This is a genomic window from Duganella sp. Leaf61 (assembly GCF_001421905.1).
Taxonomy (GTDB): domain Bacteria; phylum Pseudomonadota; class Gammaproteobacteria; order Burkholderiales; family Burkholderiaceae_D; genus Rugamonas; species Rugamonas zoogloeoides.
The window spans coordinates 648,513-673,290 of record NZ_LMLM01000001.1 but is presented as its reverse complement, the minus strand read 5'-3'; the positions used below and the strand labels follow the sequence as shown (position 1 = coordinate 673,290).

The 24,778-nt window shown below is 63.2% G+C and carries 22 protein-coding genes, 1 tRNA gene and 1 pseudogene; 11 read left to right on the top strand and 13 right to left on the bottom strand.

The features are described from left to right. The first annotated feature begins 152 nt into the window (after positions 1–152). The 7 genes from gmd (at position 153) to ASF04_RS02865 (ending at position 8,056) form a co-directional block, all read left to right on the top strand. A complete protein-coding gene (gene gmd, locus ASF04_RS02895) occupies positions 153–1,196 on the top strand; it encodes a GDP-mannose 4,6-dehydratase (protein WP_056137956.1) in 1,044 nt (347 codons plus the stop codon). 10 nt (positions 1,197–1,206) lie between these two features. Next, positions 1,207–2,139: an NAD-dependent epimerase/dehydratase family protein gene (locus ASF04_RS02890; RefSeq protein WP_082488509.1), complete on the top strand. Its 933-nt coding sequence runs from the start codon at positions 1,207–1,209 to the stop codon at positions 2,137–2,139. Next, positions 2,136–3,308, top strand: coding sequence for a glycosyltransferase family 1 protein (locus tag ASF04_RS02885; protein ID WP_056137954.1), 1,173 nt, complete (start codon positions 2,136–2,138; stop codon positions 3,306–3,308). Before ASF04_RS02890 ends, ASF04_RS02885 begins: the two co-directional genes overlap by 4 nt. 11 nt (positions 3,309–3,319) lie before the next feature. Continuing rightward, the gene (locus tag ASF04_RS02880) at positions 3,320–4,441 is read left to right on the top strand and encodes a glycosyltransferase family 4 protein (protein ID WP_056137952.1); all 1,122 of its coding nucleotides are present in this window, start codon (positions 3,320–3,322) and stop codon (positions 4,439–4,441) included. Positions 4,442–4,641: 200 nt separating this feature from the next. Then, positions 4,642–5,358: a response regulator transcription factor gene (locus ASF04_RS02875; RefSeq protein ID WP_040378091.1), complete on the top strand. Its 717-nt coding sequence runs from the start codon at positions 4,642–4,644 to the stop codon at positions 5,356–5,358. After that, positions 5,351–6,760: a HAMP domain-containing sensor histidine kinase gene (locus ASF04_RS02870; protein WP_056137950.1), complete on the top strand. Its 1,410-nt coding sequence runs from the start codon at positions 5,351–5,353 to the stop codon at positions 6,758–6,760. The genes ASF04_RS02875 and ASF04_RS02870 overlap by 8 nt, the downstream gene beginning before the upstream one ends. Positions 6,761–6,835: 75 nt before the next feature. Next, entirely contained in the window at positions 6,836–8,056 is a 1,221-nt protein-coding gene (locus tag ASF04_RS02865; protein ID WP_019923831.1) for a pyridoxal phosphate-dependent aminotransferase family protein, read from the top strand. Here the strand turns inward: ASF04_RS02865 and ASF04_RS02860 are convergent. The 3 genes from ASF04_RS02860 to ASF04_RS02850 all read right to left on the bottom strand — a co-directional run bounded on the left by ASF04_RS02860 (position 8,053) and on the right by ASF04_RS02850 (position 13,122). After that, entirely contained in the window at positions 8,053–9,051 is a 999-nt protein-coding gene (locus ASF04_RS02860; protein ID WP_056137948.1) for a two-component system response regulator, read from the bottom strand. The two genes, ASF04_RS02865 and ASF04_RS02860, sit on opposite strands and share 4 nt — an antisense overlap. Positions 9,052–9,055: 4 nt before the next feature. After that, positions 9,056–12,541, bottom strand: a complete 3,486-nt coding sequence (locus ASF04_RS02855; protein WP_056137946.1) for an MHYT domain-containing protein — start codon at positions 12,539–12,541, stop codon at positions 9,056–9,058. A 134-nt stretch (positions 12,542–12,675) separates the two neighbouring features. After that, entirely contained in the window at positions 12,676–13,122 is a 447-nt protein-coding gene (locus ASF04_RS02850) for a hypothetical protein (RefSeq protein WP_056137944.1), read from the bottom strand. A gap of 95 nt (positions 13,123–13,217) precedes the next feature. Between ASF04_RS02850 and ASF04_RS02845 the strand changes: the two genes are divergently transcribed. Beyond that, on the top strand, positions 13,218–14,537 hold the full coding sequence (locus tag ASF04_RS02845; protein WP_056137941.1) for a BNR repeat-containing protein: 1,320 nt from the start codon (positions 13,218–13,220) through the stop codon (positions 14,535–14,537). Between the two features lie 13 nt (positions 14,538–14,550). Here the strand turns inward: ASF04_RS02845 and ASF04_RS02840 are convergent, their stop codons facing one another. The 3 genes from ASF04_RS02840 to ASF04_RS02830 all read right to left on the bottom strand — a co-directional run bounded on the left by ASF04_RS02840 (position 14,551) and on the right by ASF04_RS02830 (position 16,658). Next, a complete protein-coding gene (locus tag ASF04_RS02840; protein ID WP_229204892.1) occupies positions 14,551–15,249 on the bottom strand; it encodes a choice-of-anchor J domain-containing protein in 699 nt (232 codons plus the stop codon). Positions 15,250–15,463: 214 nt separating this feature from the next. Then, entirely contained in the window at positions 15,464–15,970 is a 507-nt protein-coding gene (locus tag ASF04_RS02835) for a hypothetical protein (protein WP_229204891.1), read from the bottom strand. A gap of 103 nt (positions 15,971–16,073) precedes the next feature. Beyond that, a complete protein-coding gene (locus ASF04_RS02830; protein WP_156368513.1) occupies positions 16,074–16,658 on the bottom strand; it encodes a hypothetical protein in 585 nt (194 codons plus the stop codon). 526 nt (positions 16,659–17,184) lie between these two features. Here ASF04_RS02830 and ASF04_RS26465 point away from each other — a divergent pair. Then, a pseudogene (locus ASF04_RS26465) lies at positions 17,185–17,301 on the top strand (IS3 family transposase); the annotation flags it as partial. A 152-nt stretch (positions 17,302–17,453) separates the two neighbouring features. Here the strand turns inward: ASF04_RS26465 and ASF04_RS28660 are convergent. The 5 genes from ASF04_RS28660 to ASF04_RS02820 form a co-directional block, all read right to left on the bottom strand. After that, complete coding sequence (locus ASF04_RS28660; RefSeq protein WP_373922120.1) at positions 17,454–17,768, bottom strand: ankyrin repeat domain-containing protein; 315 nt, start codon at positions 17,766–17,768, stop codon at positions 17,454–17,456. Positions 17,769–18,077: 309 nt separating this feature from the next. Next, positions 18,078–18,551, bottom strand: coding sequence for a hypothetical protein (locus ASF04_RS27275; RefSeq protein ID WP_156368512.1), 474 nt, complete (start codon positions 18,549–18,551; stop codon positions 18,078–18,080). Positions 18,552–19,104: 553 nt separating this feature from the next. After that, entirely contained in the window at positions 19,105–19,356 is a 252-nt protein-coding gene (locus ASF04_RS27270) for an Arm DNA-binding domain-containing protein (RefSeq protein ID WP_156368511.1), read from the bottom strand. Positions 19,357–19,534: 178 nt separating this feature from the next. Beyond that, a tRNA-Leu gene (locus tag ASF04_RS02825) sits at positions 19,535–19,619 on the bottom strand. A gap of 78 nt (positions 19,620–19,697) precedes the next feature. Then, positions 19,698–21,617, bottom strand: coding sequence for an AAA family ATPase (locus ASF04_RS02820; protein WP_056137932.1), 1,920 nt, complete (start codon positions 21,615–21,617; stop codon positions 19,698–19,700). 89 nt (positions 21,618–21,706) lie between these two features. Here ASF04_RS02820 and ASF04_RS27265 point away from each other — a divergent pair, with 89 nt between their 5' ends. Both ASF04_RS27265 and ASF04_RS02815 read left to right on the top strand, forming a co-directional pair. Next, the gene (locus ASF04_RS27265; protein WP_156368510.1) at positions 21,707–22,087 is read left to right on the top strand and encodes a hypothetical protein; all 381 of its coding nucleotides are present in this window, start codon (positions 21,707–21,709) and stop codon (positions 22,085–22,087) included. Between the two features lie 27 nt (positions 22,088–22,114). Then, the gene (locus ASF04_RS02815; protein ID WP_056137930.1) at positions 22,115–22,507 is read left to right on the top strand and encodes a hypothetical protein; all 393 of its coding nucleotides are present in this window, start codon (positions 22,115–22,117) and stop codon (positions 22,505–22,507) included. Between the two features lie 44 nt (positions 22,508–22,551). On the opposite strand, the gene ASF04_RS02810 is transcribed toward ASF04_RS02815, so the two are convergent. Together ASF04_RS02810 and ASF04_RS02805 are read right to left on the bottom strand one after the other, a co-directional pair. Beyond that, entirely contained in the window at positions 22,552–24,276 is a 1,725-nt protein-coding gene (locus tag ASF04_RS02810; RefSeq protein WP_056137929.1) for a glycosyltransferase family 39 protein, read from the bottom strand. Between the two features lie 115 nt (positions 24,277–24,391). Further along, a complete protein-coding gene (locus ASF04_RS02805) occupies positions 24,392–24,661 on the bottom strand; it encodes a type B 50S ribosomal protein L31 (protein WP_056137927.1) in 270 nt (89 codons plus the stop codon). Positions 24,662–24,778: the final 117 nt, after the last annotated feature.

Below are 24,778 nucleotides of genomic sequence, written 5' to 3'. Positions count from 1 at the left end.
CAAAAAAGCCGCTTCTCCGGAAGCGGTTTTTTTTCGTCAGTATCAAGCTGACTGTAACCGGATGTAACGAGTGTAAGCGTATGAGCTAGCGCGCGGGGCAGGGGTGAGCGCTCGGTTACAATCACCGATCTTATTGTTGCCACGCTCACACCATGACGAACTCGAAGAAAGCCCTTATTACCGGCATCACAGGCCAGGACGGCGCCTACCTGGCGCAGCTGCTGCTCGACAAGGGCTACCAGGTCACCGGTACTTATCGCCGTACCAGCTCGGTCAACTTCTGGCGTATCGAGGAGCTGGGCATCGCGTCGCATCCGCAGCTGGAACTGGTGGAATTCGACCTGACCGACCTGTCTTCCATGACCCGCCTGATCCAGCGTGTGCAGCCGGACGAAATCTACAACCTGGCTGCGCAAAGCTTCGTGGGCGTGTCGTTCGACCAGCCGATTACCACCGGCGAAATCACCGGCCTGGGCGCGGTCAACCTGCTCGAGGCGATCCGCATCGTCAACCCGAAGATCCGCTTCTACCAGGCGTCCACGTCGGAGATGTTCGGCAAGGTGCAGGCCGTGCCGCAAAAAGAGGACACGCCGTTTTACCCGCGCAGCCCGTATGGCGTGGCCAAGCTGTATGCGCACTGGATGACGGTTAACTACCGCGAGTCGTACGGCATTTTCGGCGCCTCGGGCATCCTGTTCAACCACGAGTCGCCGCTGCGCGGGCGCGAATTCGTCACCCGCAAGATCACCGACTCGGTGGCCAAGATCCACCTCGGCCTGCAGGACGTGCTCGAACTGGGCAATATGGACGCCAAGCGCGACTGGGGTTATGCGAAAGAGTACGTGGAAGGCATGTGGCGCATCCTGCAGGCCGACACGCCCGACACCTACGTGCTGGCCACCAACCGCACCGAGACCGTGCGCGACTTCGTCACCATGGCATTTAAAGCGGTCGAGATCGACCTGGCCTGGAGCGGCGCCGCCGAGCACGAAACCGGCACGTGCCGGAAGACCGGCCGCGTGCTGGTGCGCGTCAACCCGAAATTCTACCGCCCGGCCGAAGTGGAACTTTTGATTGGCGACGCCGGCAAGGCCTTGAGCGAATTGGGCTGGAAGCCGCAGACCACGCTGGAGCAGCTGTGCCAGATGATGGTCGAAGCCGACCTGCGCCGCAACCGCGCCGGCCTGTCGTTCTAGGGAGCGGCCGGTGACTCCCCACGCCACCCTGGAAGGCGCCGGCAAGCGGGCGCTGATCACCGGCAGCGCCGGGTTTACGGGCCGCTACGTGGCGCAGGAACTGCGCGCGGCGGGCTACCAGGTGCACGGCCTCGTCGCCCCCGGCAGTGCGGCCGGCATGGACGAGTTCAGTGTCGATCTGAACGACCGCGCCGGGCTGGCGGCCGTGGTGCAGCAAGTACAGCCCGACGTTGTGGTGCACCTGGCGGCCATCGCCTTTGTCGGTCATGGCGACGCCGAGCAAATCTACCGCGTCAACGTGGCCGGTACCCGCAACCTGCTCGAAGCGCTGGCCGGCCTGGCACAGCGGCCGGCGGCCGTGCTGCTGGCGTCGAGCGCCAACATTTACGGCAACACCGACGTCGGCGTGATCGGTGAAGACGTGCCGGCCGCGCCGGCCAACGACTACGCGGTCAGCAAGCTGGCCATGGAATACATGGCGCGCCTGTGGAGCGACCGCCTGCCGTTGATCATCGCGCGTCCGTTCAATTACACCGGCGTGGGCCAGGACGAGAACTTCCTGCTGCCAAAAATCGTCTCCCACTTCCGCCGTCGCGAAGCACGCATCGAGCTGGGCAACCTGCACGTGTGGCGCGATTTTTCCGACGTGCGCATGGTGGCGAACAGCTATCGCCGCCTGCTGGCGGCGCCTGCCGCCGCCACCGCCGGCCGCGCTTTCAACATCTGCTCGGGCAATGCGCACTCGCTGGGCGAGGTGCTGGACCTGATGGCCGACATTGCCGGCTACCGCATCGACGTCCACGTCAATCCGGCCTTTGTGCGCGCCAACGAAGTGGTGCGCCTGGTGGGCGATAACCGCCGCCTGGCCAGTGTGATCGGCGCTGCCGGCGTAGTCGATCCGGTGCCGCTGGCCGACACCCTGCGCTGGATGTATCAGGCGTGACCGGCGCTGTAACGCCATTGCGGGTAGGCCTGTCCACCACCACGATCGAACCGGCGCTGACCGGTGGCCGGTTCGACGGCATCGGCGTCTTCACGCGCGCCTTGCTCGACCATTTGCCGGGCGCCGGCGTGGACGTGGTGCCGTTCAGCTTTGCACCACCCGGCGGCTTGCAGAAGCTGAGCGCGGGCCGCGCGCTGCCGCTGTCGTTCCCGGTCGCCACGCTGGGCGACATGCTGCTGCCGGCCAGCGCCTATCTCGACGTGAGCCGCACCCTGACCAGTGCCGGCGCCGCACCGCTGGACCTGTTCCACGCCACCGACTACCGCATCGTGCGCATGGACTGCCCGGTGGTGGCGACCCTGCACGACGCGCTGCCGATCTCGCACCCGCAGTGGTGCAATCCCAAGTGGCGGCGTTTGAAAAACTGGCTGCAGATCCGCGCCGCGCGCAAGGCGCAGCACGTGATCGCGTCGTCGCATTATTCGGTGCGCGAGCTGGTGGAATTCTTCGGCATCGACGAGCGCAAGATCAGCGTGCTCTATCACGGCGTGCGCGCCGAATGGTTCGATGCGCCGACGCCGCAGGCGCGCGACGCCACCCTGGCGCAGCATGGTCTGCAGGCAGGCTATTACCTGTTTGTGGGCACCCTGCAGCCGCGCAAGAACGTCGAGCGCCTGCTGGACGCCTACCTGTCGCTGCCGCCGGTGCTGCGCGCGGCGCGCCAGCTGGTGATCGTCGGTGCGCCGGGCTGGCGCAGCGCCGAACTGATACAGCGATTGAGGGCGGCGCACGAACGCGGCGAAAACGTCGTCTGGCTCGACACCCTTACCGACAACCACCAGTTGCGCCACCTGTACGCGGGCGCCGGTGTATTCGTGTTCCCGTCGCTGCACGAGGGCTTCGGCCTGCCGCTGCTCGAAGCGTTTGCCAGCGGCGTGCCGGTGGCCTGCGCCCACGCCACGTCGCTGCCCGAGGTGGCGCAGGGCGCGGCGCTGGAATTCGATCCGCTGTCGGTGGGCGACATTGCCGCCGCCATGACCACGCTGGCGCGTGATGACAGCACGCGGGCGCGGCTGATCGCTGCCGGCCGTATCCGCGCGCTGGAGATGACGTGGGACGAGGCGGCGCGCCGCACCGCCGCCGTCTACCGGCAAGTGCTGGCAGCGTGAGGAGGCCGGCCATGCGTGTCCTGCATTTCTACAAAACCTATTATCCCGACTCGTGGGGCGGGGTGGAGCAGGCCATCCGCCAGATGTGCGTGGGTACCGCCCGCCTCGGCGTGGACAACACCGTGCTCACGCTCGGCCGCCACCCGGGACCGGCGCGCATGGATTTCGAAGGCCACGTGGTGCACCGCGCGCGGCAAAACTTCGAGATCGCGTCCACCGGCTTTTCGGTCGGCGCCATCGGCCAGCTGGCGCAGCTGGCGCGCCAGGCCGACGTCGTGCATTACCACTTTCCGTGGCCGTTCATGGACCTGGCGCATTTCATGGCGCGGGTGGACAAGCCCAGCGTGGTCACGTACCACTCCGACATCGTGCGCCAGAAAAACCTGCTGCGCCTCTACGCGCCGCTCAAGCGCCGCTTCCTGCGCAGCGTCGATGCGATCGTGGCCACCTCACCCAATTACCTGGCCTCGTCGCCGGTGCTGCAACAGTTTGCCGACAAGACCCGCGTGATCACTTTTGGCCTCGACAAGGCCGGCTACCACCAGCCGCCGGCGGCAGTGACCGACAAGTGGCGCGCGCGCTTCGGCGAGCGCTTTTTCCTGTTCGTGGGCGTGCTGCGCTACTACAAGGGCTTGCACATCCTGCTCGACGCGCTGGCCCATCCTGAAAATTCTCGCTATCCGGTGGTGATCGTCGGCGCCGGCCCGATCGAGCAGGAACTCAGGCAGCACGCCGCGCGCCTGGGACTTCAGCACGTGCACTTCGTCGGTGCGGTGGACGAGGATGACAAGATTGCGCTGCTGCAGGCGTGCTACGCGATGGTGTTCCCGTCGCACCTGCGCTCGGAGGCGTTCGGTATCTCGCTGCTGGAAGGCGCCATGTTCGGCAAACCGATGATCTCGAGCGAGATCGGCACCGGCACCACCTACATCAATATCGACAATGTGACCGGGCTGGTGGTGCCGCCCGACGATGCGCCAGCCCTGGGCGCGGCCATGCGCGCGCTGTGGGACGACCCGGCCCGCGCCGCCGACATGGGTCGGCGCGCCGAGGCGCGCTACCGCGAGCTGTTCACGGCCGAACGCATGGCGCTGAACTACCACGGACTTTACCAAGAGCTGGCCGCCATTTGATCTGGCGCAAATCTTTTTATAGGGCAACGCCCTATCATTGCATCCGAACTCTGCGCCCTGACGACGGTCCTCACCATTGACGCCACCAAGATGGCACCACTTGCTGTGCGACGCAACGACGGCGTCCCGGCGGGGGTTCACCCCCAGCATTTGCGATTAATGCGGTTAAAATACGCCATCACCCCCTGATGGAGAAACGCGTGCGCTGCCTGGTCATCGAAGATGAAGCCGAAACCTCGAACTACATCTGCAAGGGCCTGCGCGAAGCGGGCTACCTGGTCACCGCCTGCGCCACCGGCCCGGACGGACTCGATTACGCCATTGCGGAGGAATGGGACATCATCATCCTCGACCGCATGCTGCCGGGCCGTATCGATGGCCTGTCCATCGTCGACAAGCTGCGCGCGCTGGGCAAGCACACGCCGGTCATCATCGTCAGCGCCCTGTCCACCATCGACGCCCGCGTGACGGGCCTGCGCGGCGGCGCCGACGATTATCTGCCGAAACCGTTCGCGTTTTCCGAACTGCTGGCGCGGGTAGAAGCGCTGCTGCGGCGCAGTGCGCCCGGCGCCGACAGCACCCAGCTGCAAGTGGCGGACCTCAAGCTCGATCTGCGTACCATGCGCGTTACGCGCGGCGCCAAGGTGATCACGCTGCAACCGCGCGAGTACCGGCTGCTCGAATACCTGATGCGCAACGAGAACCAGGTGGTCACCCGCACCATGCTGCTCGAATCGGTGTGGGACTACCACTTCGACCCGCAGACCAATGTGATCGACGTCCAGATCAGCCGCCTGCGCGCCAAGGTGGACAAGGATTTTCCAGTGATGCTGATCCACACCCTGCGCGGCGTGGGCTACCGCATGGGCGCCACCGCGCCCGGCGACAGCGACGGTGGGGAGCGCGCGCTTGGCTGACTGGCTGCGCCAGCCATCGCGGCTCTGGGGCGCGTCGATCGCCGCCAAGCTGGTGCTGGGCTACGGCCTGCTGGGCACCATCTCGATCGCGGTGGTGTCGGTGGTGTTCTATACCGGCACCATCGGCGTGCTTGATCAGAACCTCGATGGAAAAATCGTCGCCCAGGCCCAGCGCCTGCTGCACCGCGCTAACGCCGATGGCCATGCGCACCTGATCGAAGAAGTGCGGCGCCTGCTGGCCGATGGTATCGATAGCGACCGCGAGATCTTCCAGCTGCTCGACAGCGAGGGCAATACCCTGGCCGGCAATCTCGGCTCGTGGCCGCAGGCCGAGGGCGAAACCGAGGCGAGCACCCGCCCGCAAATGCTCAGCGCCGACGTCGTGCGCGAAGGCCACCTGAAACCGGCACGCCTGTACCTGCGCCCGCTCGACGGCGGCGGCATGCTGATCGTCGGCCGCGACCTGAGCGAGCAGGAAGCCGTGCGCGAGTTGATCTGGGATGCGTTGCTGGCCGGCGCCGGCGTGTCGCTGCTGCTGACGGTGGCCGGCGCCTTGCTGTTCCGCCGCACCATCGAGAACAAGCTGGGCGAGATACGCGGCACCGCCGCCCGCATCGAGGCCGGCGACTTGAGCCACCGCATCGCGGTCAGCGGCGACGATGAATTCGCGCGCCTGAACCGCGACATCAACCGCATGCTCGACCGCATCGAGCTGCTGATGGAAGGCATTCGCCACGTGTCCAACGCCATCGCCCACGACCTGCGCACGCCGCTCTCGCGCATCCGCGGCCGGCTCGACGACGCGCTGCGCCACGAAGCCAGCGTGGAACGGCTGGCGGGCGCCTCGCACGACGCCATCGACGATATCGACGATTTGATACGCCTGTTCGAACGCCTGCTGCAAATTGCCGAAGTGGAGTCGGGCATGCGCACCAGCATGTTCGAACGGCTGGACCTGGGCCGCGTGGTGGCCGACATCGGCGAGATGTACGAAGCCAGCGCGGAAGACGACAACATCAGCCTGAGCGTGGACGCGCCGGAGTCGCTGTACGTGGACGGCGACCGCAACCTGCTTGCCAGCGCGATTGCCAGCCTGCTGGAAAACGCCATCAAGTACGCCGGGCCGGGATCGGTGGTGCGCATCCGCGCCGGCCTGCACCACGGCATGGCGGCGATTGCGGTCAGCGACAATGGCCCCGGCATTCCGGCGGAGGAACTGGACAAGGTGACGCAGCGCTTCTACCGGCTCGACAAGAGCCGCCACCTGCCGGGCAACGGCCTGGGACTGTCGATCGTCGCTGCCACCGCCACCGCGCACGGCGGCCGGCTGGCGCTGGAGGACAATGCGCCGGGACTGGTGGCGCGGCTGGTGCTGCCATTGGCGGGCTCCCAGCTATCCTGACTGTAATGTGATCGCAAGCTTGCGGAGAGTCGCCCGGTTCTATGATGGCTTCACGTTCACTGAAACCCTCCGACCATGCATGATCTGACCGATATCGCCCACTGGCTGCAGCACCATCCGGTGCACCACGACTCCGCCGTCCACACCACGCTGCCCGATCCCACGTTTATCAGCGGCGGGCAGGAAGTGGTCTCCTTCAGCACCAACAACTACCTGGCGCTGGCCAACCACCCCCGGCTGGTGGCGGCGGCCAAGCGGGGCCTCGATCGCTACGGCGTGGGCAACTGCGAGTCGCGCCTGCTGGGCGGCGACCTGGAGGTGTACCGCGAGCTTGAAGCACGCCTGGGCGCGCTCAAGCACAAGAGCGACGCGGTGCTGTTCGTCACCGGTTACATGACCAATATCGGCGTGCTGTCGTCGATCGTCAAGGCGGCCACGCTGGCGCGCCTGCATGGCTTCCGCGCCAAGAAGCGCCACAAGTACGCGTATTACTCGGACGAGTACAACCACATCAGCATCCGCGAAGGCATCCAGATGTCGGGCGCGCTGCGTTATAACTACCGCCACTGCGACATGAACCATCTCGAATCGCTGCTGCAGGCGGGCGCGCAGGAAGGCACTACGCCGATCATCGTCAGCGACGGCGTGTTCAGCATGGAAGGCACGATTGCGCCGCTGCCCGACCTGGTAGCGCTGGCCGAACGCTTCGGCGCGCTGCTGTACATCGACGATGCCCACGCCACCGGCATCCTCGGCGCCAACGGCGGCGGCACCTCCGAGCACTTCGGCTGCTACAGCCAGAACATCATGCAGATGGGGACCCTGAGCAAGGCGCTCGGTTCGATCGGCGGCTTCGTGGCGGTGGAGCGCGACGTGGCCGACGTGATCCGCCTGACCAGTTCCGCCTACGGCTTCACCTGCCCGCCACCGCCGGACCAGGCGGCGGCGCTGCTGGCTGCACTCGATCTGCTGGAAGAGGAACCGGAGCGGCGCCAGCGCCTGTGGGACAACCAGCGCTACTTCATCGAGCAGATGGCGCCGCTGGGCTACACCATCATCTCGACCGCCACGCCGATCCTGCCGGTGCTGATCGGCGACGCCGAAACCTGCCAGCGCTACGCCATCGAGTTGCGGCGCGAAGGCATTCACGTCGATGCGATCCAGTTCCCGGCCGCGCCGGTGGGCCAGGCAAGGTTGCGCTTCATGATGAACGCCGGCCACACCTTCCGCCAGATCGACCACGTCGTTGCCGTGATGGCGCGCCTGGCCGGGCGCCAGGTGCGGCTCGTCGCCTAAGAATGCTCTGCCCAGCGCTCCTTCACTGCGAGGAGCGCGGGCATCTGTTCAATAAAGAGATCGACCAGCCGTGGCTCGAAGTGCTTGCCGCGCTGCTGCTGCAGATATTCCACCGCCTGTTCCACCGGCCACGCCTGCTTGTAGGGCCGCGCCGACGTCAGCGCGTCGAACACGTCGGCAATCGCCACGATCCTTCCCACCAGTGCAATCTCTTCTCCCTTCAAGCCGGCCGGATAACCGCTGCCATCCCATTTTTCGTGGTGCGTGACGGCCAGCAGGTGCGCCATGGCCAGCATGCCGCTTTCGTGGCGGCCGATGATGTCGCCGCCGATCGAGGCGTGCGACTGCATCACTTTCCATTCTTCGGCATCGAGCGGTCCCGGTTTTTGCAGGATGCTGTCGGGGATGCCGATCTTGCCCACGTCGTGCATCGGCGCCGCGTGCAGCAGGTCGTCCGCCTCTTCTTCGCTCATGCCCAGCGCCAGGCCCAGGATGCGCGCGTAGTGGCTCATGCGGATCACGTGCAGGCCGGTCTCGTTGTCCTTGTATTCGGCGGCCAGGCCCAGGCGCTGGACGATTTCCAGGCGTGTGCGTTTGAGTTCGTCCGCGCGCACCAGTGTCAGGTGCGTGCGCACGCGGGCGCGCACGATGGGCGGGCTGACCGGCTTGGTGATGTAATCCACGGCGCCGGCCTCGAAGCCCACTACCTCGTCGGTGGCGTCGCCGAGGGCGGTGACGAAAATCACCGGGATATCGTGCGTGGCCGGATCGCGCTTGAGCAGGCGGCAGGTCTCGTAGCCGGTCATCCCCGGCATCATCACGTCGAGCAAAATCAGTTGCGGCGACTCCTGCACCGCCAGTTCCAGCGCGCGCTGGCCGTCCTTGGCGAACAGCAGCCGGTACTGGTCTTGCAGGATGTGGCGCAGCAGTTGCAGGTTGCTCGCTTCGTCGTCCACCGCCAGGATCAGCGGCAGCTTCTTTTCCATCAGGGGCATCTATCTACTCCTTGGACAGGCTGTCCAGTATTGCTTCCAGCGTGGATGCCGCCAGCGGGAAGTCGAAATCGTCAAGGGCGCCATGCAGCGCCGCCAGGTGTTTGAGCGGGGTGGCGGGGGCGCCGGCCAGGCTGGCGACCAGCGCCGCCAGTGCGGCGTCGTCCAGCGCGCCGCGCCGCAGCGGCGGCAGCAATGCCGCGGCACGGGCGCGCGCGGCGGCCGCATCGAAAGCTGCCGGTGTGGCGGCGGCAGTGGCAGGCGTGTCTGCGCCCTGGCCGGCGGCGCTGTGGTCGTCGTCGCGGGTGCGGGCGTTGGCGGCGTCGCGGCGGGTGGTGATCGCCTGCATGGCGTGGATGGCGCCCAGCGCCGCTTCGAGCTGGCTGGCCAGTTGCCGCTGCTGTTGCGCCAGTTCGGCGTCGAGCGGCACGTCGGCGTCGCGCGGCGGCGCGCCGCACAGTTTTTCGATGTGGGCCAGCGTGGCGGCCAGTTGCTCCAGTCCCAGGTTGGCGGCCACGCCGCGCACGCGGTGGCACCAGGCTTGCGCGTCCGCCAGGCGCGAGGCAGTAGGCGCTGCCAGCAGCGTGGCCAGGGTGGCGGCGCCGTCGTTGTAGTCGGCGGCAAAGCGGCCCAGTGCGTGCTGGTACACGGTTTCCTTGCCGGCCCAGCGCTGCAGGCCGGCCTTGTGATTGAGCACGCGCTGGCGCGCCGGCGCGTCGGCTTGCGTGCCGTGTTCCATCGGCGGCATGCGCAGCACCTGCGCGATCTCGTGCGACAGCGCGAACCAGTCCACCGGCTTGGACGCGAAACCGTCCATGCCGGCGTCGGTAGTGGCTTGCCGGTGCGCGGCCAGCACGCTGGCGGTCATGGCCACGATCGGCACCCGGGCCAGGGGCTGGCCCGACAGGCGCGCGCGTTCGCGCTCGCGGGTGCGGATGGCGCGGGTGGCGGCCAGGCCGTCCATCAGCGGCATCTGCACGTCCATCAGCACGATGTCGTACGTGTGGTCACCGGTGAGCTGGACGGCGATGGCGCCGTCACTGGCCGTCTGCAGGGTGTGGCCGCGCCGGGCCAGCATCAGCGACAGCAGTTCCAGGTTCTGCGGCACGTCGTCCACCGCCAGGAAGCGCAGCGGCGGCAGCGGATAGTCGCTGCGCTCCGCGCTCTGGCCGGGGCCATCGTGGGCGTGCGCAGGTTCCAGCGGCAGCAGCACGGTAAAGGTGGCGCCTTCGCCGGGCACGCTGGTCACGCCAATGGTGCCGCCCATGAGGGCGACCAGCTGGCGGCTGATGGTGGTGCCGAGGCCGGTGCCGCCGAAGCGCCGCGTCATCGACGCGTCGGCCTGGGTGAACGGATCGAAGATGGCGGCCTGGCGCTCTGGCGCGATGCCGATGCCGGTGTCCTGCACCGCGATCTGCAACTGGCCGTGGCGCGCGCCGGCGCGCAGCGTGATCTTGCCGGCGCTGGTGAACTTGATCGCGTTGTCCAGCAGGTTGCCGAGGATTTGCCGCATGCGCAGCTCGTCGCCGTGCAGCCAGGTGGGCAGCGACGGGTCGTATTCGATGTCGATGGTCAGGCCCTTGGCGCGGGCGTTGCCCCCAAAAGTGGAGGCCAGTTCGTCGATCAGTCCGAGCAGGCTGTAATCGTCCGGCTCCAGTTCCACCGCGCCTTTATCGAGCTTGGCGGTGTCGAGCACTTCGTTGAGCAGCCGTAGCAGTGAACGGCCTTCCTTGCGCACGGTGCCCAGGTGGCGGCGCTGGGCCGGATCGAGTTCGGTATCGAGCAGCACGTCCGTGAAGCCGAGAATGGCGTTCATCGGCGTGCGGATTTCGTGGCTCATATTGGCCAGGAAGCTGGCGCGCGCGGCGGCTGCCTGCTCGGCGGTCTCCTTGGCCTGGCGCAGTTCCTCTTCCATCTGGCGCCGCTCGGTGATGTCGAGGATTACGCCGTCGATCCAGACGATGGCCGGGTTGCTCTCGTCGCGGGTGACGGCGCCGTGTTCCCACATCGAGCGGATGCTGCCGTCGGCGTGGCGGATGCGGTACTCGACCTGGTAGGCGGACAGCCGCTCGACGCTGCGGCTGATCTCCGCCTCGACGTACTCGCGGTCCTCGGGCAGCACCAGCGTGCCGAGGGTGCGGGTGCGCTGCGGGCCGACGAAATCGCCGGCGGGAAAACCGGCCAGGCGCTCCATGCCGTCGCTGACGAATACCGGCGGCGCGTCGTAGCCCATGCTGCTGCGGAACGAGATGCCGGGGATGTTGCGGATCAGGGAGCGGAACTGCTGTTCGTTGGCGCGCAGCGCCTGCATGATGGCGCGCCGCTCGCTGATGTCGGTAATGAACAGCACGAACAGGTCGCGGTGTTCCACCCGCGCGTGGCCGATGGCGCGCCGGATCGGTATCACGCCGCCGTCCTTGCGCAGTGCGATCACTTCGTTGACCGTGTTGGCACCCGCATTCGCGCCGGCATCGTCGGCTTGGTGCAGGAACTTGAGCAGGCCGTCCTGTTCCGACCGGTCGCCATCGGTCATCAACAGGCGGATATTGCGGCCGACGATTTCGTCGCGGCGCCAGCCGAAGATGCGCTCGGCCGAGGCGTTGAATTCGTGGACCACGCCGTCGCGGTCCACCGTCACCACGCCGTCGATGGTGGTGGTGAGCAGGGCGCGCATCCAGCGCTCGCTCTCGCTCAGTTGGCGGTACAGGTCGCGGTAGCGCAGCACGCCATTGGCGGCCAGGACAAATACCGTGATGGCCACCGTGATGACCGCGATCGACAGCGCCAGGAAACCGGTGTTCTGGCTCCCGCCATCGCCCGCGATCGGCACGCCGGTAAAGCGCGCCGCGGCCATGCCGGTGTAGTGCATGCCGGCGATGGCGCAGCCCATCACGAATGCCGCAAGCACGCCGAGGAAGCTGGGGCGCACATGCTGGCGCAGGCTGCGCACGCCGAAGCGGATCCAGATCGCCAGCGTCGCCAGGGCCACGGCCACCACGATCGACAGCGCGAACATGGCCGGGTCGTATTGCAGGTACAGATTGGTGCGCATGGCGGCCATGCCGGTGTAGTGCATGGCGCCGATGCCGGCACCGGTCAGCACGCCGCCGGTGAGCAGGGCGCCGGTGGTCAGCTCGCGCTGGCCGATGATGTTGAGCGCAACCCACGAGGCGCCCAGGCTGGGCAGCACCGACAGCATGGTCACGCCGGGATCGTACTCGACGATCGTGCACAGGTCGAAGGCGAGCATGCCGATGAAGTGCATGGCCCACACGCCGCAGCCCAGCGCCAGGCTGCCGGTGGCCAGCATGGTAGCGCGCAGGCCGCGCGTAGTGGTCGACTTGGCCTGGTCGACGACTTGCAATCCCATCCATGATGAGAAAATGGCAACCAGGATCGAGAGCACAACCAGCGTGGGGGTATAAATGCCGTATTGAAGCAGCGAAGGATCGCTCGGCGGAGAGAACAATTGAAGCAGAGTGGCGGTAGTCATATGATAGTAGGTTGTGCGCCGATCTGGAGCAGAAACCATATCACAAAAGGGCCGCTGCAAGACCTTCCGAGTGTTGCGCGGCGGCTCTGAATCTGGTGCTGAGACTACTCAATTGCTACTCGGTGAGTAGCCGGTCAGTAGTCGAATTTTTTGCTTTTGGCGCCCTGTTTGGCAGCCAGTTCCAGCGCACGTGCCTTCTCCTGTTCGGCCCGGCGCTGGCGCGCTTCGGCTGCCGCCTGCTTGCGGCGCGCGTTGTGCTGAGCAATACGCTGCTGGGTATGCATGCCTTGCTTGCTGTTTTCCAGCAGCGCCATTTTCTGGCGCATGGCCAGCGCCCAGATCACGAAGATGAGTATTAGCGCCAGCAGGTAGCACAGCTGCCACACGCCATAGTTCTGGCTGATAATGGGAAACAGCGGTGCGGCGCGTTCCAGCCACCCTTGCCCGAGTATGCCCAGCACCCCGGCGAACACGCCCAGCAAAACGGTCTTGGTAATCATCCAGCGGGTTGCCTTGACGCGCTGTTCCCAGAATTGCAGGGGATCGGCATGCAGGGCGGGGTCGAAACTGTCGGTGCTCATGGGTTGAAAAAATGGGCGGCGTGGTCGGATACGCAGGTTGGATATTATCGCATATTTCCCGTGCAGAAATAAGAGTATCAGAGGAGACATGTTGCATGTATGGTATTGATTTGATTGATAAATATCTGCTGGCGGGCATATTGGCCGCCAGTGTTGTCACCGTTGTCACAGCGGCGCCCGTGGAGACGCTGGTCGGCCCGGGCTGGGCCAATAATTCCGTCAACGCCGTGGTGTTTCGCAAGAATTCGCTGGTGTCCGACCGCGACTACCAGTACGTCGGCTACTACGACGCCGAACGCTACCTGGTGCTGGGCAAGCGCAAGCTCGGTGACGCGCACTGGACCGTGCATCGCACCCAATACCAGGGCAACGCTGCCGATGCCCACAACGCCATCAGCCTGATGCTCGACGGCGCCGGCATCCTGCACGTGGCGTGGGACCACCACAATAACGCGCTGCGCTATGCGCGCGGCGTGCAGCCGGGGTCGCTCGAACTGGGGCCGAAGCAGTCGATGGTGGGCCAGGACGAAGACACCGTCTCATACCCCGAGTTTTACCGCCTGCCTGATGGCCGACTGCTGTTCTTCTACCGCCTGGGCGGCTCGGGCCGGGGCGATCTGGTGATCAACCGCTACGACCCGGCCAGCGCCACCTGGACCCGGCTGCACACGAACCTGATCACGGGCGAGGGCAAGCGCAACGCCTACTGGCAGGCGTTTCTCGACCACCAGGGCACCTTGCACGTGTCGTGGGTATGGCGCGAATCGCCGGACGTGGCCAGCAACCACGACCTGGCCTATGCACGTTCGCGCGACGGCGGCGTCACGTGGGAAACGTCCACCGGCAAGCCGTATGCATTGCCGATCCGCGCGGCCAGCGCCGAATACGCGCTGCGCATCCCGCAAAACAGCGAGTTGATCAACCAAACCTCGATGGCAGCCGATGCCGGTGGCAGGCCCTACATTGCCAGCTACTGGCGCGACGCCGGTTCGACGGTGCCGCAGTACCGCGTGGTGTACCGCGACGCCAAAGGCTGGCAGATGCGCAATCTCGGCTTTCGCCGGACGGCGTTTTCCCTGAGCGGGCAGGGCACCAAGCGGATTCCGATCGCGCGGCCGCAAATCATGGTCAGCCTGGACGACAAGCGGCCTGGCGCGGTACTCGTGTTTCGCGACGAGGAGCGCGGCAGCAAGGTATCGGTGGCGCGCACCACGGATATCGCGGACGGCAAATGGCAGGTCAGCGACCTGACGGTAGCGTCGGTGGGTTCATGGGAACCGAGTTTCGATACGGAGTGGTGGCGCCGGAGCGGCGTGCTGAGCCTGTTTGTGCAGGACGTCCAGCAAGTCGATGGAGAAGGCCAGGCCGCCGTGGCGGCCCAGCCGGTGCGGGTGCTCGACTGGCACCCAGAGTAACTTACGCTTGCTGTTACGCCTGGACAGCGCGCGACTTGCGCTTGCGCATCCAGCCGATCAGGCCCAGGCCGGCAGCCATCATCAGGTAGGTTTCCATTTCCGGCACGGCTGCCAGCGGCGTGGAAGTGATGTCGAGGCTGTCGATGCCGATGTAGTTGCCGTTGTTGCCATTAATGCCAGCATCGGTCAGTACGTAGCGCAAGGCGAACGCGCCGGTGGTGTCGCCGGTCAGGCCGCTCAGCGAGACGCTGTACTGGGTCCAGAATTCCGGGTAGCCGCCTTCGTTTTGCGCTGGGTTGATGGTCAGCAGCAAGGTGTCAAAGGTGCCGACGCTGGTTGCAGTGTTGCCGACATCGACACCGCCGACCGTGCTGAAACGAACTTCCAGGTTGTCCGGGAATGACGAGTTTGCGTCGGTGCGGGTGAAGAACGACAGCGTATCGCCGTTGCGGTACGTTGACGTTGGCAGGATCAGCCAGTCGCTGATGGTACCCAAGCCCAGCACTGCATTGTAGTTGGACGAAACATAGGAATCGGCCGCACCATCGTGGGCGCCGAATACGTTGGTGCTGCCCGTAGTCCAGCTGGTGAAACCGGTCGGAGCGCTGTTATTGACAGTTGTCCAACCCAACGGTACGCCGTTGTCGAAGTTTTCGGTGAGCGCATCGGCCGAAGCGGTGCCAACTGCGCTGAACGACAGGGCTACGGCCATTGCCAACGGCATTAATGCGGATTTAAACGAAACAGCCATCTGAGACCTCCAATGTAAGTTGTGATTCGACTAATGCCGATGGTCAAAGTTTGTATACTGCTTGAAATCCGATGAAACTTACAGCAACTTTTGTATCATTTTTATTATATTTCAGACAGTTTACACGCGGCGCACCTTACGCTGGAGCTCGGTTGATCAGCCTGGCTGGCAGCACTTAACGCTGCTGTGCCATAGAGCCGAGCGCCACTTTAAGGGTGTCGCTGTCGAGTCCGTTAAAGATGTTCGGATGCCGTGCAAACAGCGTTGCTATCCGTTCCACAATGCCAGGGTTGTGTTGCTGCGCCACAACGGCGATTTCGGCAACCTGCGGCGGCGTGATATCGGCGATTTGCTCTGTGGAAAGATGCGGATGGCCATTCTCGGTAAACAGCGTACCGACGCTGCCGGCCAGCGCGGACAACATGGTCGGGCTGACATTGTCCAGCAGCAAGTTCAGCAGTTCGGTGCGCAGGCCGCTGTCGCTGCGGAAGAACAGCTGGCTGACCATTTGCGCAAACGGCGGCGTGTCGTCGGACAGGAAGGCCCGGGCAATGCCCTGGGCGACCGACGATTGCGATTGTTCGCCGACGATATGTTTGAAGGCTTGCGCCACGCCGTCGGGATCGGCGGCAGTGACGTGGCCGGCATGTTGTTGCAATAAACTTCCCAGATCGAATCCCATGACAGCTCCCGGAGGTAAAAATCGCAGCATAGTCCGGGGTGGTGGGGCGGTCTGTTCGCAGTCGCACCATGCACTATGCATGGTCGGGCCCGCTGCCTCGCTGTTAATCGGTCATGACGATGTCGCGCAGTTCCCTGCCTTCGAAATAGAGGATCCGGCACGACGCTTCGCCGAAGCATAGACCAACTGCCTGCTGGGCGATATGCACTTTCTCGCACGGGTTGCCAGGATGGCAGGCCGGCAGGTAGTCGCCCGGTTGGATTATCGACAGGCGTGGCGGGTTGGCGTCGCTGTCTTCATAGCCGAAGGTTTTCAGGATGCCGGCGTAGCCGCCGCCGGGCGTAAAAGTGACCATCACTGCACCGGCCAGCTTCTGCTCGTCGTTGTACATCAGCTGGACCACATCGTCGGTGTCCGCTGTTTGAATATGCCCCCTGATACTGGGCAAATGCATTGCCATCCAGCCGGTGGGCGTTTGCACGCCATGCTTGTTTGCGTAGGCAACGATCTTGTCCACATCCGCTTGCGACGTCGGCGGCGTGTTTGGGGGAACCGTATCCTCCGGGGGCGTGGTAGCCGAGGTGGCAACAGCGGGAACAGCGGCGCTGCTCGCTGCCGAGGCGGCAAAAGTCAGCAGACAGGCGGCAGCAATCTGTGCCAGCTGGCGCGGGAGGTGGGAAATTCGCATGGAAAGGTCCGGTGGTATGCGGGCGGGTTGCCGCAATTGCAATCCATGCTAGGTAGTTGGTTCAGGGGCGTCAACAAATGCCTCATTACAGATTGGCAATGTTATTGGGACAGGATATCGATGTAGCGCTGGTAGCTGAACACCCGATTCTTGCGTTGCCCGCTGCGCTCTTCCACGATACCTAAAGCGACCAGTGACTTGACTGCGGCATTGGCAGTCGGGAAACTGGTTGCGAGTTTTTGCCGGAGCACAGCCAAGTGTTCCGGAGGCGGTGATACAAACGCCGCATTGCCTGGACGGCTGCCGCCGATCCAGTTTTGCGACCGCCGTATCTCTCCCGGCTATTTGCTCGCACCGCGTGTGCCGCTGAGCAGCAGTCGATGCGCATCGCACAGCAGCCGCACGCTGAGCGGCAGTCGATGCGCATTGCACAGCAGCCGCACGCTGAGCGGCAAGCCATGTTCATCGCGCATATTTTTGCGCACCAGTCGAAACGCTTGCAGATAATTGGTGACTTCCTCGACGTCAGTTCGTGGAGGTGCTCGATAAATACATTCGCTGGTACAACGAAAAGCGCATCAAGAGCTCTCTTGGCTATCTGAGCCCGATCGAGTATCGTGGAAGCTTGGGTTTAACGATGTAAACCAGTCCAAGAAAAGGTCCGCATTCCCGACTAGTCAAAATTGATGTTTGGATAGTACCGTCCGAGAATTTTTTGCATCTCGGGCTTTCCCGAACAGCGTGCTCTATCGCGGGCCTCATGGATGATGTTTCGACCACGCCAATCCGTCACAGTCACGTCGGCCTTGTAGCGGCAAAGCATGTCGAGTACTTCCAAGTCGGCCGGCTCTGCTCTGAGGGTGCACATGATTGCCGTAGTGCCGTCAGCGCCCCCCCCCCGTTAACATCAGCCGCTGCTTCAAGTAGTGCCTGGACAATTGGAACAAACCTTCGACTCGCTGCCCACATGAGAGGCGTGTAGCGATTGTCATGTGTGTCGGCAGGAGGAAGGGACTCGTCTGGATCCTTGTTGGCAGCAAGCAGCATCCGGACGGCCGCAATATCCCCCGCGATTGATGCATGGGCGAGCGAGCCGTCACCTGGTCGCATGCCTCCGCGTCGGATGAATTCATGTACCAGCATTGGCCTGCATTTGTTGATGGAGGCGACGAGTGGACTCCTGCCCCATTCGTCGCGTGCTCGCATCAGGACACGCTGACTACCAAGGCGAAGCGCTTCTTCATCAGCTCCACGTTCAATCGCGGTAAAAATCGCGTGGCGAAAAATTCGCCCGAATCGCTCCCGTAGCCGATAACCAAACTTCCTCCAACGATATGGATCTTTTAGTAGCATGAATGGCATCATTTACTCGACTTGCAAGATGGCCGCTGTTGACCGAATCGGGACTTCATGCAGCATCTATCGCGATTTCTTTGTCAGGTCAGAGAGATAGCTTTTAAACTCGGGCCTGTCAGACGCGACGTAGAGCGATCCGTAGCGCGGCAATGTATAGGTCAATCCGCTGCCATTGAGCATCAACAAATATGTCTTCCCAGACTCCAAAGAAATTGGGCAGCGCGCATGAGCTTCCTCACCGGTGCTGGTGGCTCCGCGAATTACGTCGCCTGCATGCTTCGTTCCTTTGATTACACGAATGACTTTTCCCCCGAAGCTGAAAGGCTTGGCATATCGGCCTTCTCCCGACGAAGCTGCATAAATCAATTGGTCCACCCGAATCACATACACATGCTCATAAGCTTGAAGCTCTACGGCAGGAAACGTCGTCGGATAGATTCGATCTTTACACGCTAGCGCGATCGATGGACATAGTATCGATGCCAATGCCAATGAGAGCGAAGCAAGCATGAGGAATGGGCGCGACCCGACAGACATTTTATCTCCAACGTTTCATGAAAATTGTGCGACCTCGCCCTTTAGGTGTGCTGATGGCCGATAGGTGTCGGCGGCTCATCTGGAAAACCATCCGCTCGGAGCGCTTGAGGTAGCGAAGTTTCGGGCCGCCTTTAACGTACGAACCAACTCGGAACGCGCCCTAGGAGTCTTCAAATTACTTGGTAGTTTGCTCAGCCAGTGCCCATTTGCTCCAGCATTATTGGTTCTTTGCACAGACAGCTGACGGGTGGTCGGCAGTAACTTTCGAGACAATATATCAATGTAATGCTCTAACTGAGCTGCAGAGCTGAAGACAAGTGTGGCCGACTGGAAATCAACCTGTAGCAGTGCATAACCTTTATGAAGAACCTCAGTGGGGGCCGGTGGTTCAAACGTTCCGGGCTTGCCAACACCGGCACATGGACCCAGAAAGCACCAGGGGCGATGAGCCAATTATCAACATAAGAAAATTGGAAATCCATAGTCATCATCAATTGCTCATGTGATGGGTCGATATCTGCTTCTGGCCGAAAGTCGAGATGCCGTAAGGATATCATCTTGCATTTGAAAAATATGCATAAAATATCACTCTGTCTCGCAGGTCACGACAGCAATCTGAAATAGGACTATTTTCAAAACGAAGTGGTCCCACTAAGGTTTTGCGCTTGCCCAGGTGCCGATAGTCAAGCCGCCAATATTTCCCGGTCGGGGTCACCAGCAGGTACATGCCGTCCACGTCCGTGTACTTGTCGCCGGTTTTCTTGATGGAATTGACCTTCCTGATGAAGGTGTCTGTCAGACTCATCGCAGCCTCCCTTTGTGACGGTATACGCGATCACGTTAGCAAAGCTACCGTGAAATATACCGTCAAAAGTCAAAGTGACTGCGATTCAATGGGAGACGGACAGAGCCATAAAAAAACCCGCCGTCATAGGAGATGGGCGGGTTTTTGACTGTTACTGATGCGCTTGCTTACGACCTAATGGTGCCTCGGGCCGGAATCGAACCGGCACGCCTTTCGGCGGCGGATTTTGAGTCCGCTGCGTCTACCAGTTCCACCACCAAGGCAGGCCTGCATGCAATGCGAGGTACATTATCACTGATTTGCCCCCCAGCCGCAAGACTCGTGACTGGAAATTTTACTGATCAGCCAAGCGCAACCAGGGCGGGTTGGCGGACCAGGCGTTGCTGTTGCTCTTCCAGCAGGTCGAAGATGGCGTCCTTCGACAATACGTACTGGTCCATCAACACGTCCTTCAGCTCCAGGATCTGCTCGCGGTAGTCGGCGATTGCCTGCAGCGTGTAGGTGTACAGTTCGTCCGACTTGGCTTGTACCTGGTCGAGGTCGGTATCCTTGTGCTTGAACTGCGTGTAGTCGAGCTTGGAACGCGAGTACATCGAGAGCTGGTTCACCATCATGTCGAGCATCGACGTGGCCTTCTGGATATCGTTCTGGCTGCCCACCGAGATGCCGCGCGCGCCGTAGAAAAGTTCTTCCGCCGCGACGCCGCCGTACAGCTGGATCACGTCGCGCTCGAGCTCTTCCAGCGTGCGCAGCGCCACGTCGTCCGAGGCCGACAGCACGTAGCCGAGCGCGCCCAGCTTGGAGACCGATTCGGTGCTGATCTTGAGGAACGGCGAGCGCTCTTTCACTTCCGCCAGGGTCATGCCTTCGCGCAGCCACGGGTCGATCTGCATGAAGAAGTGGCCGAGTTCGTGCAACGCCACGCGCTCGCGCTGGCGCGTCTTCTCGGCGGTGGTGGCACGGTCGGTGAGGCCGATGGTGGCGCGCTCGAAGGCGCGGAACATCAGGTCGGTATCGATGACCTTGTTTTCCTGGATGGCGATCATGCTGGCGCGCTCGACCACCGTTTGCAACAACGCCGGGCTGAGGTTGGCAGTGATCTCGGCCACGTGGTCAAGCTTGAGATGATCCCAATCGACGCAGCCGTCAGCCTTGCGCGCCAGGAACGAGCGCAGCAGTTCGCTGCGTTCGTTCTTGTTGGGCAGGCGGAAGTTGATCTTGACCGAGAAGCGGCGCAGCATCGCTTCGTCCATCTTGGTCGAAGCGTCGTCGAAATTGGACGCCACTACCCAGATCACGCCGGCGCCCTTGTCGCTGCGCACGCCGTCGAGCAGACCGAGCAGGGTGTTGGCGGTGTCGTCTTCCCATTTCTTTTCGCCGCGGCCGCGCGGCATGAACAAGCCTTGCGCTTCGTCGAGGAAAATGATGCAGCTGCCACGCGCGCATGCCTTGCGGTGCAGCGCGTGCAGCGCCTTGGAGCCGCCGCCGATATAGCCCGACTCCAGCGCCGAGCCCGAGGCCTGGATCAGCGGGATGTCGAGCCGCTTGGCCAGGTAGCCGGCCAGCTTGGTCTTGCCGGTACCGGCCGGGCCGGTCAGCATCACGTTGAACGGCTTGTCGATGTCGTGCTCGCGGTAGACGGCACGGTTGCGGATCATGTCTTCCAGGTGCAGTACTTCCTGCTTGATGTCTTCCATGCCGATCAGGTCGTCCATGCTGCCAGTCAGCTGGTCGGGGGTGAGCACGGTGGCGTTGACGCCGGTGCCGGGCAGGCCGTGGCGCAGCAGGAACAGCACCACGCACACCAGCAGGATGTCGATCGCGTGGCGCTTGAGGAAGCCGCCGGCGCGCGCCATGGCGCTGTCTTCCTCGTCCACCAGCACGGCCTTGTGCGACGCCAGGTAGTCTTCACGGGCAATGGCGTAGGGAATGTTATTACGCAGCAGGACTTCGCGCTCCAGGCTCAGGTGCGAGGTGCTGGGCACTTTCACCACGCGCAGCAGCGGGTCGTCCTTGAGCTTGATGATGTAGCGCGGCGCCTCCGACAGCGGTGCGGCGATCAGCAGGTACTCGAGCTTGTTGCGCTGGCCGGCCAGCGCCGTGATGACGGAAATGTCCTGGGTGCGCAGCAGCGGGCTCGTATCTTGCGGCACTTCCTTGCGCCAGCCGACGATGACCGCGATGCCGATCGCGACGATCAGCAGGGCGATACGGACGTAGTTGTTTCGTAAGGCAGTTTGAAGCTTATGCAGTGTAAACATGTGGGCGCTATCCAGTGTGGGCAGCTGGTGTCGGGCTGGGCGCGGGGGTAGGGCGCAGCAGCCGAGGCCGCCAAGGGCCGGCGCGCGGTGTGGCGCAGCCGGAATTGCGTTTCTGGACGGATATTATGAAAATAACATGCCCTGCGGCAACTCGTCCTGTTCAGCACTATAGCTGGCTTACCGGCGTTTGTATCGCACTGCGGCGAAAAAAAATGGCGCTCGCAACAGCAACGGCGCCTTTCGTGGCAGGGCTTGCAAGTATTTCGGCGCGTTGTGCGCCGCTGGCGTTATCAACTTGTCGACATTGCCTGGAATTTTCAGACAGCGTCCATTCATCGCGCGATTTTGCAGTTGATACCGGCGGATTGGCGGCTGGTCGCAAACGCCGGATTTTATGGTCCGGGCTTGTTAAGGTGCTTACATCAGCCGCTGCAAACAAGAAGCACAGCGGTGATGTCGAAACCCCTTGATTGCCTCAACCACTTACGGAGCTCACCATGAAAACCACACTGATCGCCCTCGCCGCCGCCCTCGCTTTTTCCGCCGTGCCTGCCGTCCACGCCCAGCAACTCCAGGAAAATATTCCGCAAGTAAAAGTGAGCAGCAGCTTTTATGTTTCGCCCAGCGAGCTGGCCGATTACACCAACGCTTACCGGCTGACCAATGGCCAGATCGTGCGTTTTACCCAGAGCGGCAATCGCTTGTATACCCAGGTGGACAAAGGCCGTCGCGTCCGGGTCATACCTGTATCGAATAAAGAATTCATCAGCGAAGAAGGCGCCCGCATCGTGTTCCGCGACTATGGCGACGAAGTGGGCATCAGCAATTTCGAGAAACTGCCGATGGCGCAGGTCTTGCCGGCCAACACCATGGTCGTAGCACGCCGTTGAGACGGCGCGCAGGATCGGCGGTTCCGCCGATCCTGGCCAAGTAGTCAGTCAGCGCGCCGATACAGGCGGAAACGCTCATCCCGATCGGCCGGACGCCGGCCTTCCCACAATAAAATCCACTGCTTGCCGCGATGGTGCGGCGCGACGTCGCGGTTGTCGCGTGCGCGCGTGCTTTCCTGCAGCAGCAACAGGCTGCAACGCCCGCCTTCGACGCCGGTGAACGGCAGTTGCGCATAGTAGGCGAACGAGGCGCGCTGCGCCGGTCCTACATTGGTTTCGATGCAGTCCGCGCTTGGCGGCAGCTTCTGGGCGATCTGGCGCGCCACGCCGGCGTAGCTCTTGCTGTAGTTGAGATCGGGCAGGAACAGCGTCATCAGCAAAATCCAGATCAGGATCAAGCCGCCCGACGACAGCACCACGGCGCGCCACAGCACGGTCGGCCGGCGCGCCACGCGCCAGTGCACCAGCGCGAACCAGCCGGCAGTGGCAATCGCTGCCACCGGGAACGCGACCGCGCCCACTTCCGGCGTAAAGCCCGGCACCAGTTTCAGGGCGTTCTTGGCCGCCTGCGCCGGCCAGCCGGTCAGCTTGGCGAACCAGAAGATCCAGATCACGGCTGCGCACAAGGTCAGCGCCATTACCGAGAACCAGTCGATGGCGTTGATGGCGCCGCGCTTCATGGTGAGCAAGCCAAAGGCAGCCATGACCGCCAGCGGCGGCAGCAGGATCAATAGTTGTCCCTGTTCGGGCGCGGTGGCGCACAGCGCCATGATGGCGCCCATGGTGACGAACGCCAGCGGCACCACGATGTGCAGCGCCAGGCGCTGGCGGCGCCAGGCCCAGATGGCCCAGCCGGCAAACGGCCAGGCCGGCCAGAAGAACCACACGCCCACGCGGAAGAAGAATTTATAGGCCACCACGGTCGGCAAGCCGAACTGCGCCAGGTGCAGCGCGCTCCAGTTCTGCACCGGGTGCTGGTGATATGGTTGCAGCAAGTGCGCTGGCAAGATCCAGATTGCAGTCACGGCGGCAGCCACCAGGAACGCCAGGCCCAGGTCGCGCAGCGCGCGGCCCACGGGCTGGGCCAGCAGGCGCGTACAGGCGAACACGGCCAGCATGAAGCACACCGGCGTTACCCAGCCATGGGTGAGCGTGAGCAGGCCGATGGCCAGGCCGCTAAGCGCCGCGTTGCGTAGCGACGGCGCTTCCACGTAGCGCACGGTACGGTACAACATGAAGGCGGTGAGCGAGACGCGCAGCGCGTCGGCCGTGGTTTCGTGGCTGTGGACCAGCAAACCGAGGCAGCCGAGGTAGATCAGGACGGCGGCATCGGCCAGGGTGCGGCCGAAATCGTCAGGTTCGGGCTGGCCGCCGAAGGCGAGGCGCAGCGGCTGCGCATCCTGGCGCCGGCCGAGGTTGAAGGTGGCGTACCACAGCGACAGTACGCCGAACAGGAAGATGGCCACCGTGCCGACCCTGGCGGCCAGCACATCGCCCAGCAGCCAGCCGAACAGCTTGATGCCGAGCGCACCGATCCAGAATGCCAGCGGGCCGTCGTCGGGAATTGCCAGGCCGGCGATATTCGGTACCAGCCAGTCTTGCCAGGTGCCGTGCGCCATGGTCCACATGATGCCGAAGCTGGCGGCGTCGTCGTTCTTCCACGGCTCGCGGCCAATCAGTCCGGGCAGAATATAGAGCAGGCCCAGGGCAAACAGGGCCAGGCGCGGCAGGGCCAGCGTGGCGGCGGCGGGAAGACGGACTGGCTTCATCGATCAGAGTGCAAATTGAGGTAGACGGGAGTATGAAGGAAAACCGGGCGCCCGGCAGGGAGCCACAAATAAAAAAAGCAGCCAGAGGCTGCTTTTTTCATCGAAGCGGGGGGAATTAACCTGCCGCGACAGCGGTTTTCGAACCGACGGTACCGAATTTCTGACGGAACTTCTCGACGCGGCCAGCGGTGTCGACGATTTTGTGTTTGCCGGTGTAGAACGGGTGCGATTCAGCCGACACCTCGATCTTGATCAGAGGGTAGTCTTTACCTTCGTGATTGATCGTTTCGCGGGTGGCGATGGTCGAACGGGTAACGAATTTGAAGTCGCACGACAGGTCGTGGAAAACAACTTCGCGGTAATCTGGATGGGTATTTGCTTTCATTTTGAAGCCTCGGTGAGTTTGGTAGCCAAACAGCACTTCGTCGGTCTGTACTGCTTCTCGACCCGATTGCTGATCACTTGCCAGTGATTAAAAATAGTGCAACCGCCGATTATACAG

What these genes read in the sequence shown, in the direction of transcription:
- gmd (WP_056137956.1), top strand. Translation starts at nt 153, where the DNA reads ATGACGAACTCGAAGAAAGCCCTTATTACCGGCATCACAGGCCAGGAC.
- ASF04_RS02880 (WP_056137952.1), top strand. Translation starts at nt 3,320, where the DNA reads ATGCGTGTCCTGCATTTCTACAAAACCTATTATCCCGACTCGTGGGGC.
- ASF04_RS02865 (WP_019923831.1), top strand. Translation starts at nt 6,836, where the DNA reads ATGCATGATCTGACCGATATCGCCCACTGGCTGCAGCACCATCCGGTG.
- ASF04_RS02860 (WP_056137948.1), bottom strand. Translation starts at nt 9,051, where the DNA reads ATGCCCCTGATGGAAAAGAAGCTGCCGCTGATCCTGGCGGTGGACGAC.
- ASF04_RS02855 (WP_056137946.1), bottom strand. Translation starts at nt 12,541, where the DNA reads ATGACTACCGCCACTCTGCTTCAATTGTTCTCTCCGCCGAGCGATCCT.
- ASF04_RS02850 (WP_056137944.1), bottom strand. Translation starts at nt 13,122, where the DNA reads ATGAGCACCGACAGTTTCGACCCCGCCCTGCATGCCGATCCCCTGCAA.
- ASF04_RS02845 (WP_056137941.1), top strand. Translation starts at nt 13,218, where the DNA reads ATGTATGGTATTGATTTGATTGATAAATATCTGCTGGCGGGCATATTG.
- ASF04_RS02840 (WP_229204892.1), bottom strand. Translation starts at nt 15,249, where the DNA reads ATGGCCGTAGCCCTGTCGTTCAGCGCAGTTGGCACCGCTTCGGCCGAT.
- ASF04_RS02835 (WP_229204891.1), bottom strand. Translation starts at nt 15,970, where the DNA reads ATGGGATTCGATCTGGGAAGTTTATTGCAACAACATGCCGGCCACGTC.
- ASF04_RS02830 (WP_156368513.1), bottom strand. Translation starts at nt 16,658, where the DNA reads ATGCGAATTTCCCACCTCCCGCGCCAGCTGGCACAGATTGCTGCCGCC.
- ASF04_RS28660 (WP_373922120.1), bottom strand. Translation starts at nt 17,768, where the DNA reads ATGCGACCAGGTGACGGCTCGCTCGCCCATGCATCAATCGCGGGGGAT.
- ASF04_RS27275 (WP_156368512.1), bottom strand. Translation starts at nt 18,551, where the DNA reads ATGTCTGTCGGGTCGCGCCCATTCCTCATGCTTGCTTCGCTCTCATTG.
- ASF04_RS27270 (WP_156368511.1), bottom strand. Translation starts at nt 19,356, where the DNA reads ATGAGTCTGACAGACACCTTCATCAGGAAGGTCAATTCCATCAAGAAA.
- ASF04_RS02820 (WP_056137932.1), bottom strand. Translation starts at nt 21,617, where the DNA reads ATGTTTACACTGCATAAGCTTCAAACTGCCTTACGAAACAACTACGTC.
- ASF04_RS02815 (WP_056137930.1), top strand. Translation starts at nt 22,115, where the DNA reads ATGAAAACCACACTGATCGCCCTCGCCGCCGCCCTCGCTTTTTCCGCC.
- ASF04_RS02810 (WP_056137929.1), bottom strand. Translation starts at nt 24,276, where the DNA reads ATGAAGCCAGTCCGTCTTCCCGCCGCCGCCACGCTGGCCCTGCCGCGC.
- ASF04_RS02805 (WP_056137927.1), bottom strand. Translation starts at nt 24,661, where the DNA reads ATGAAAGCAAATACCCATCCAGATTACCGCGAAGTTGTTTTCCACGAC.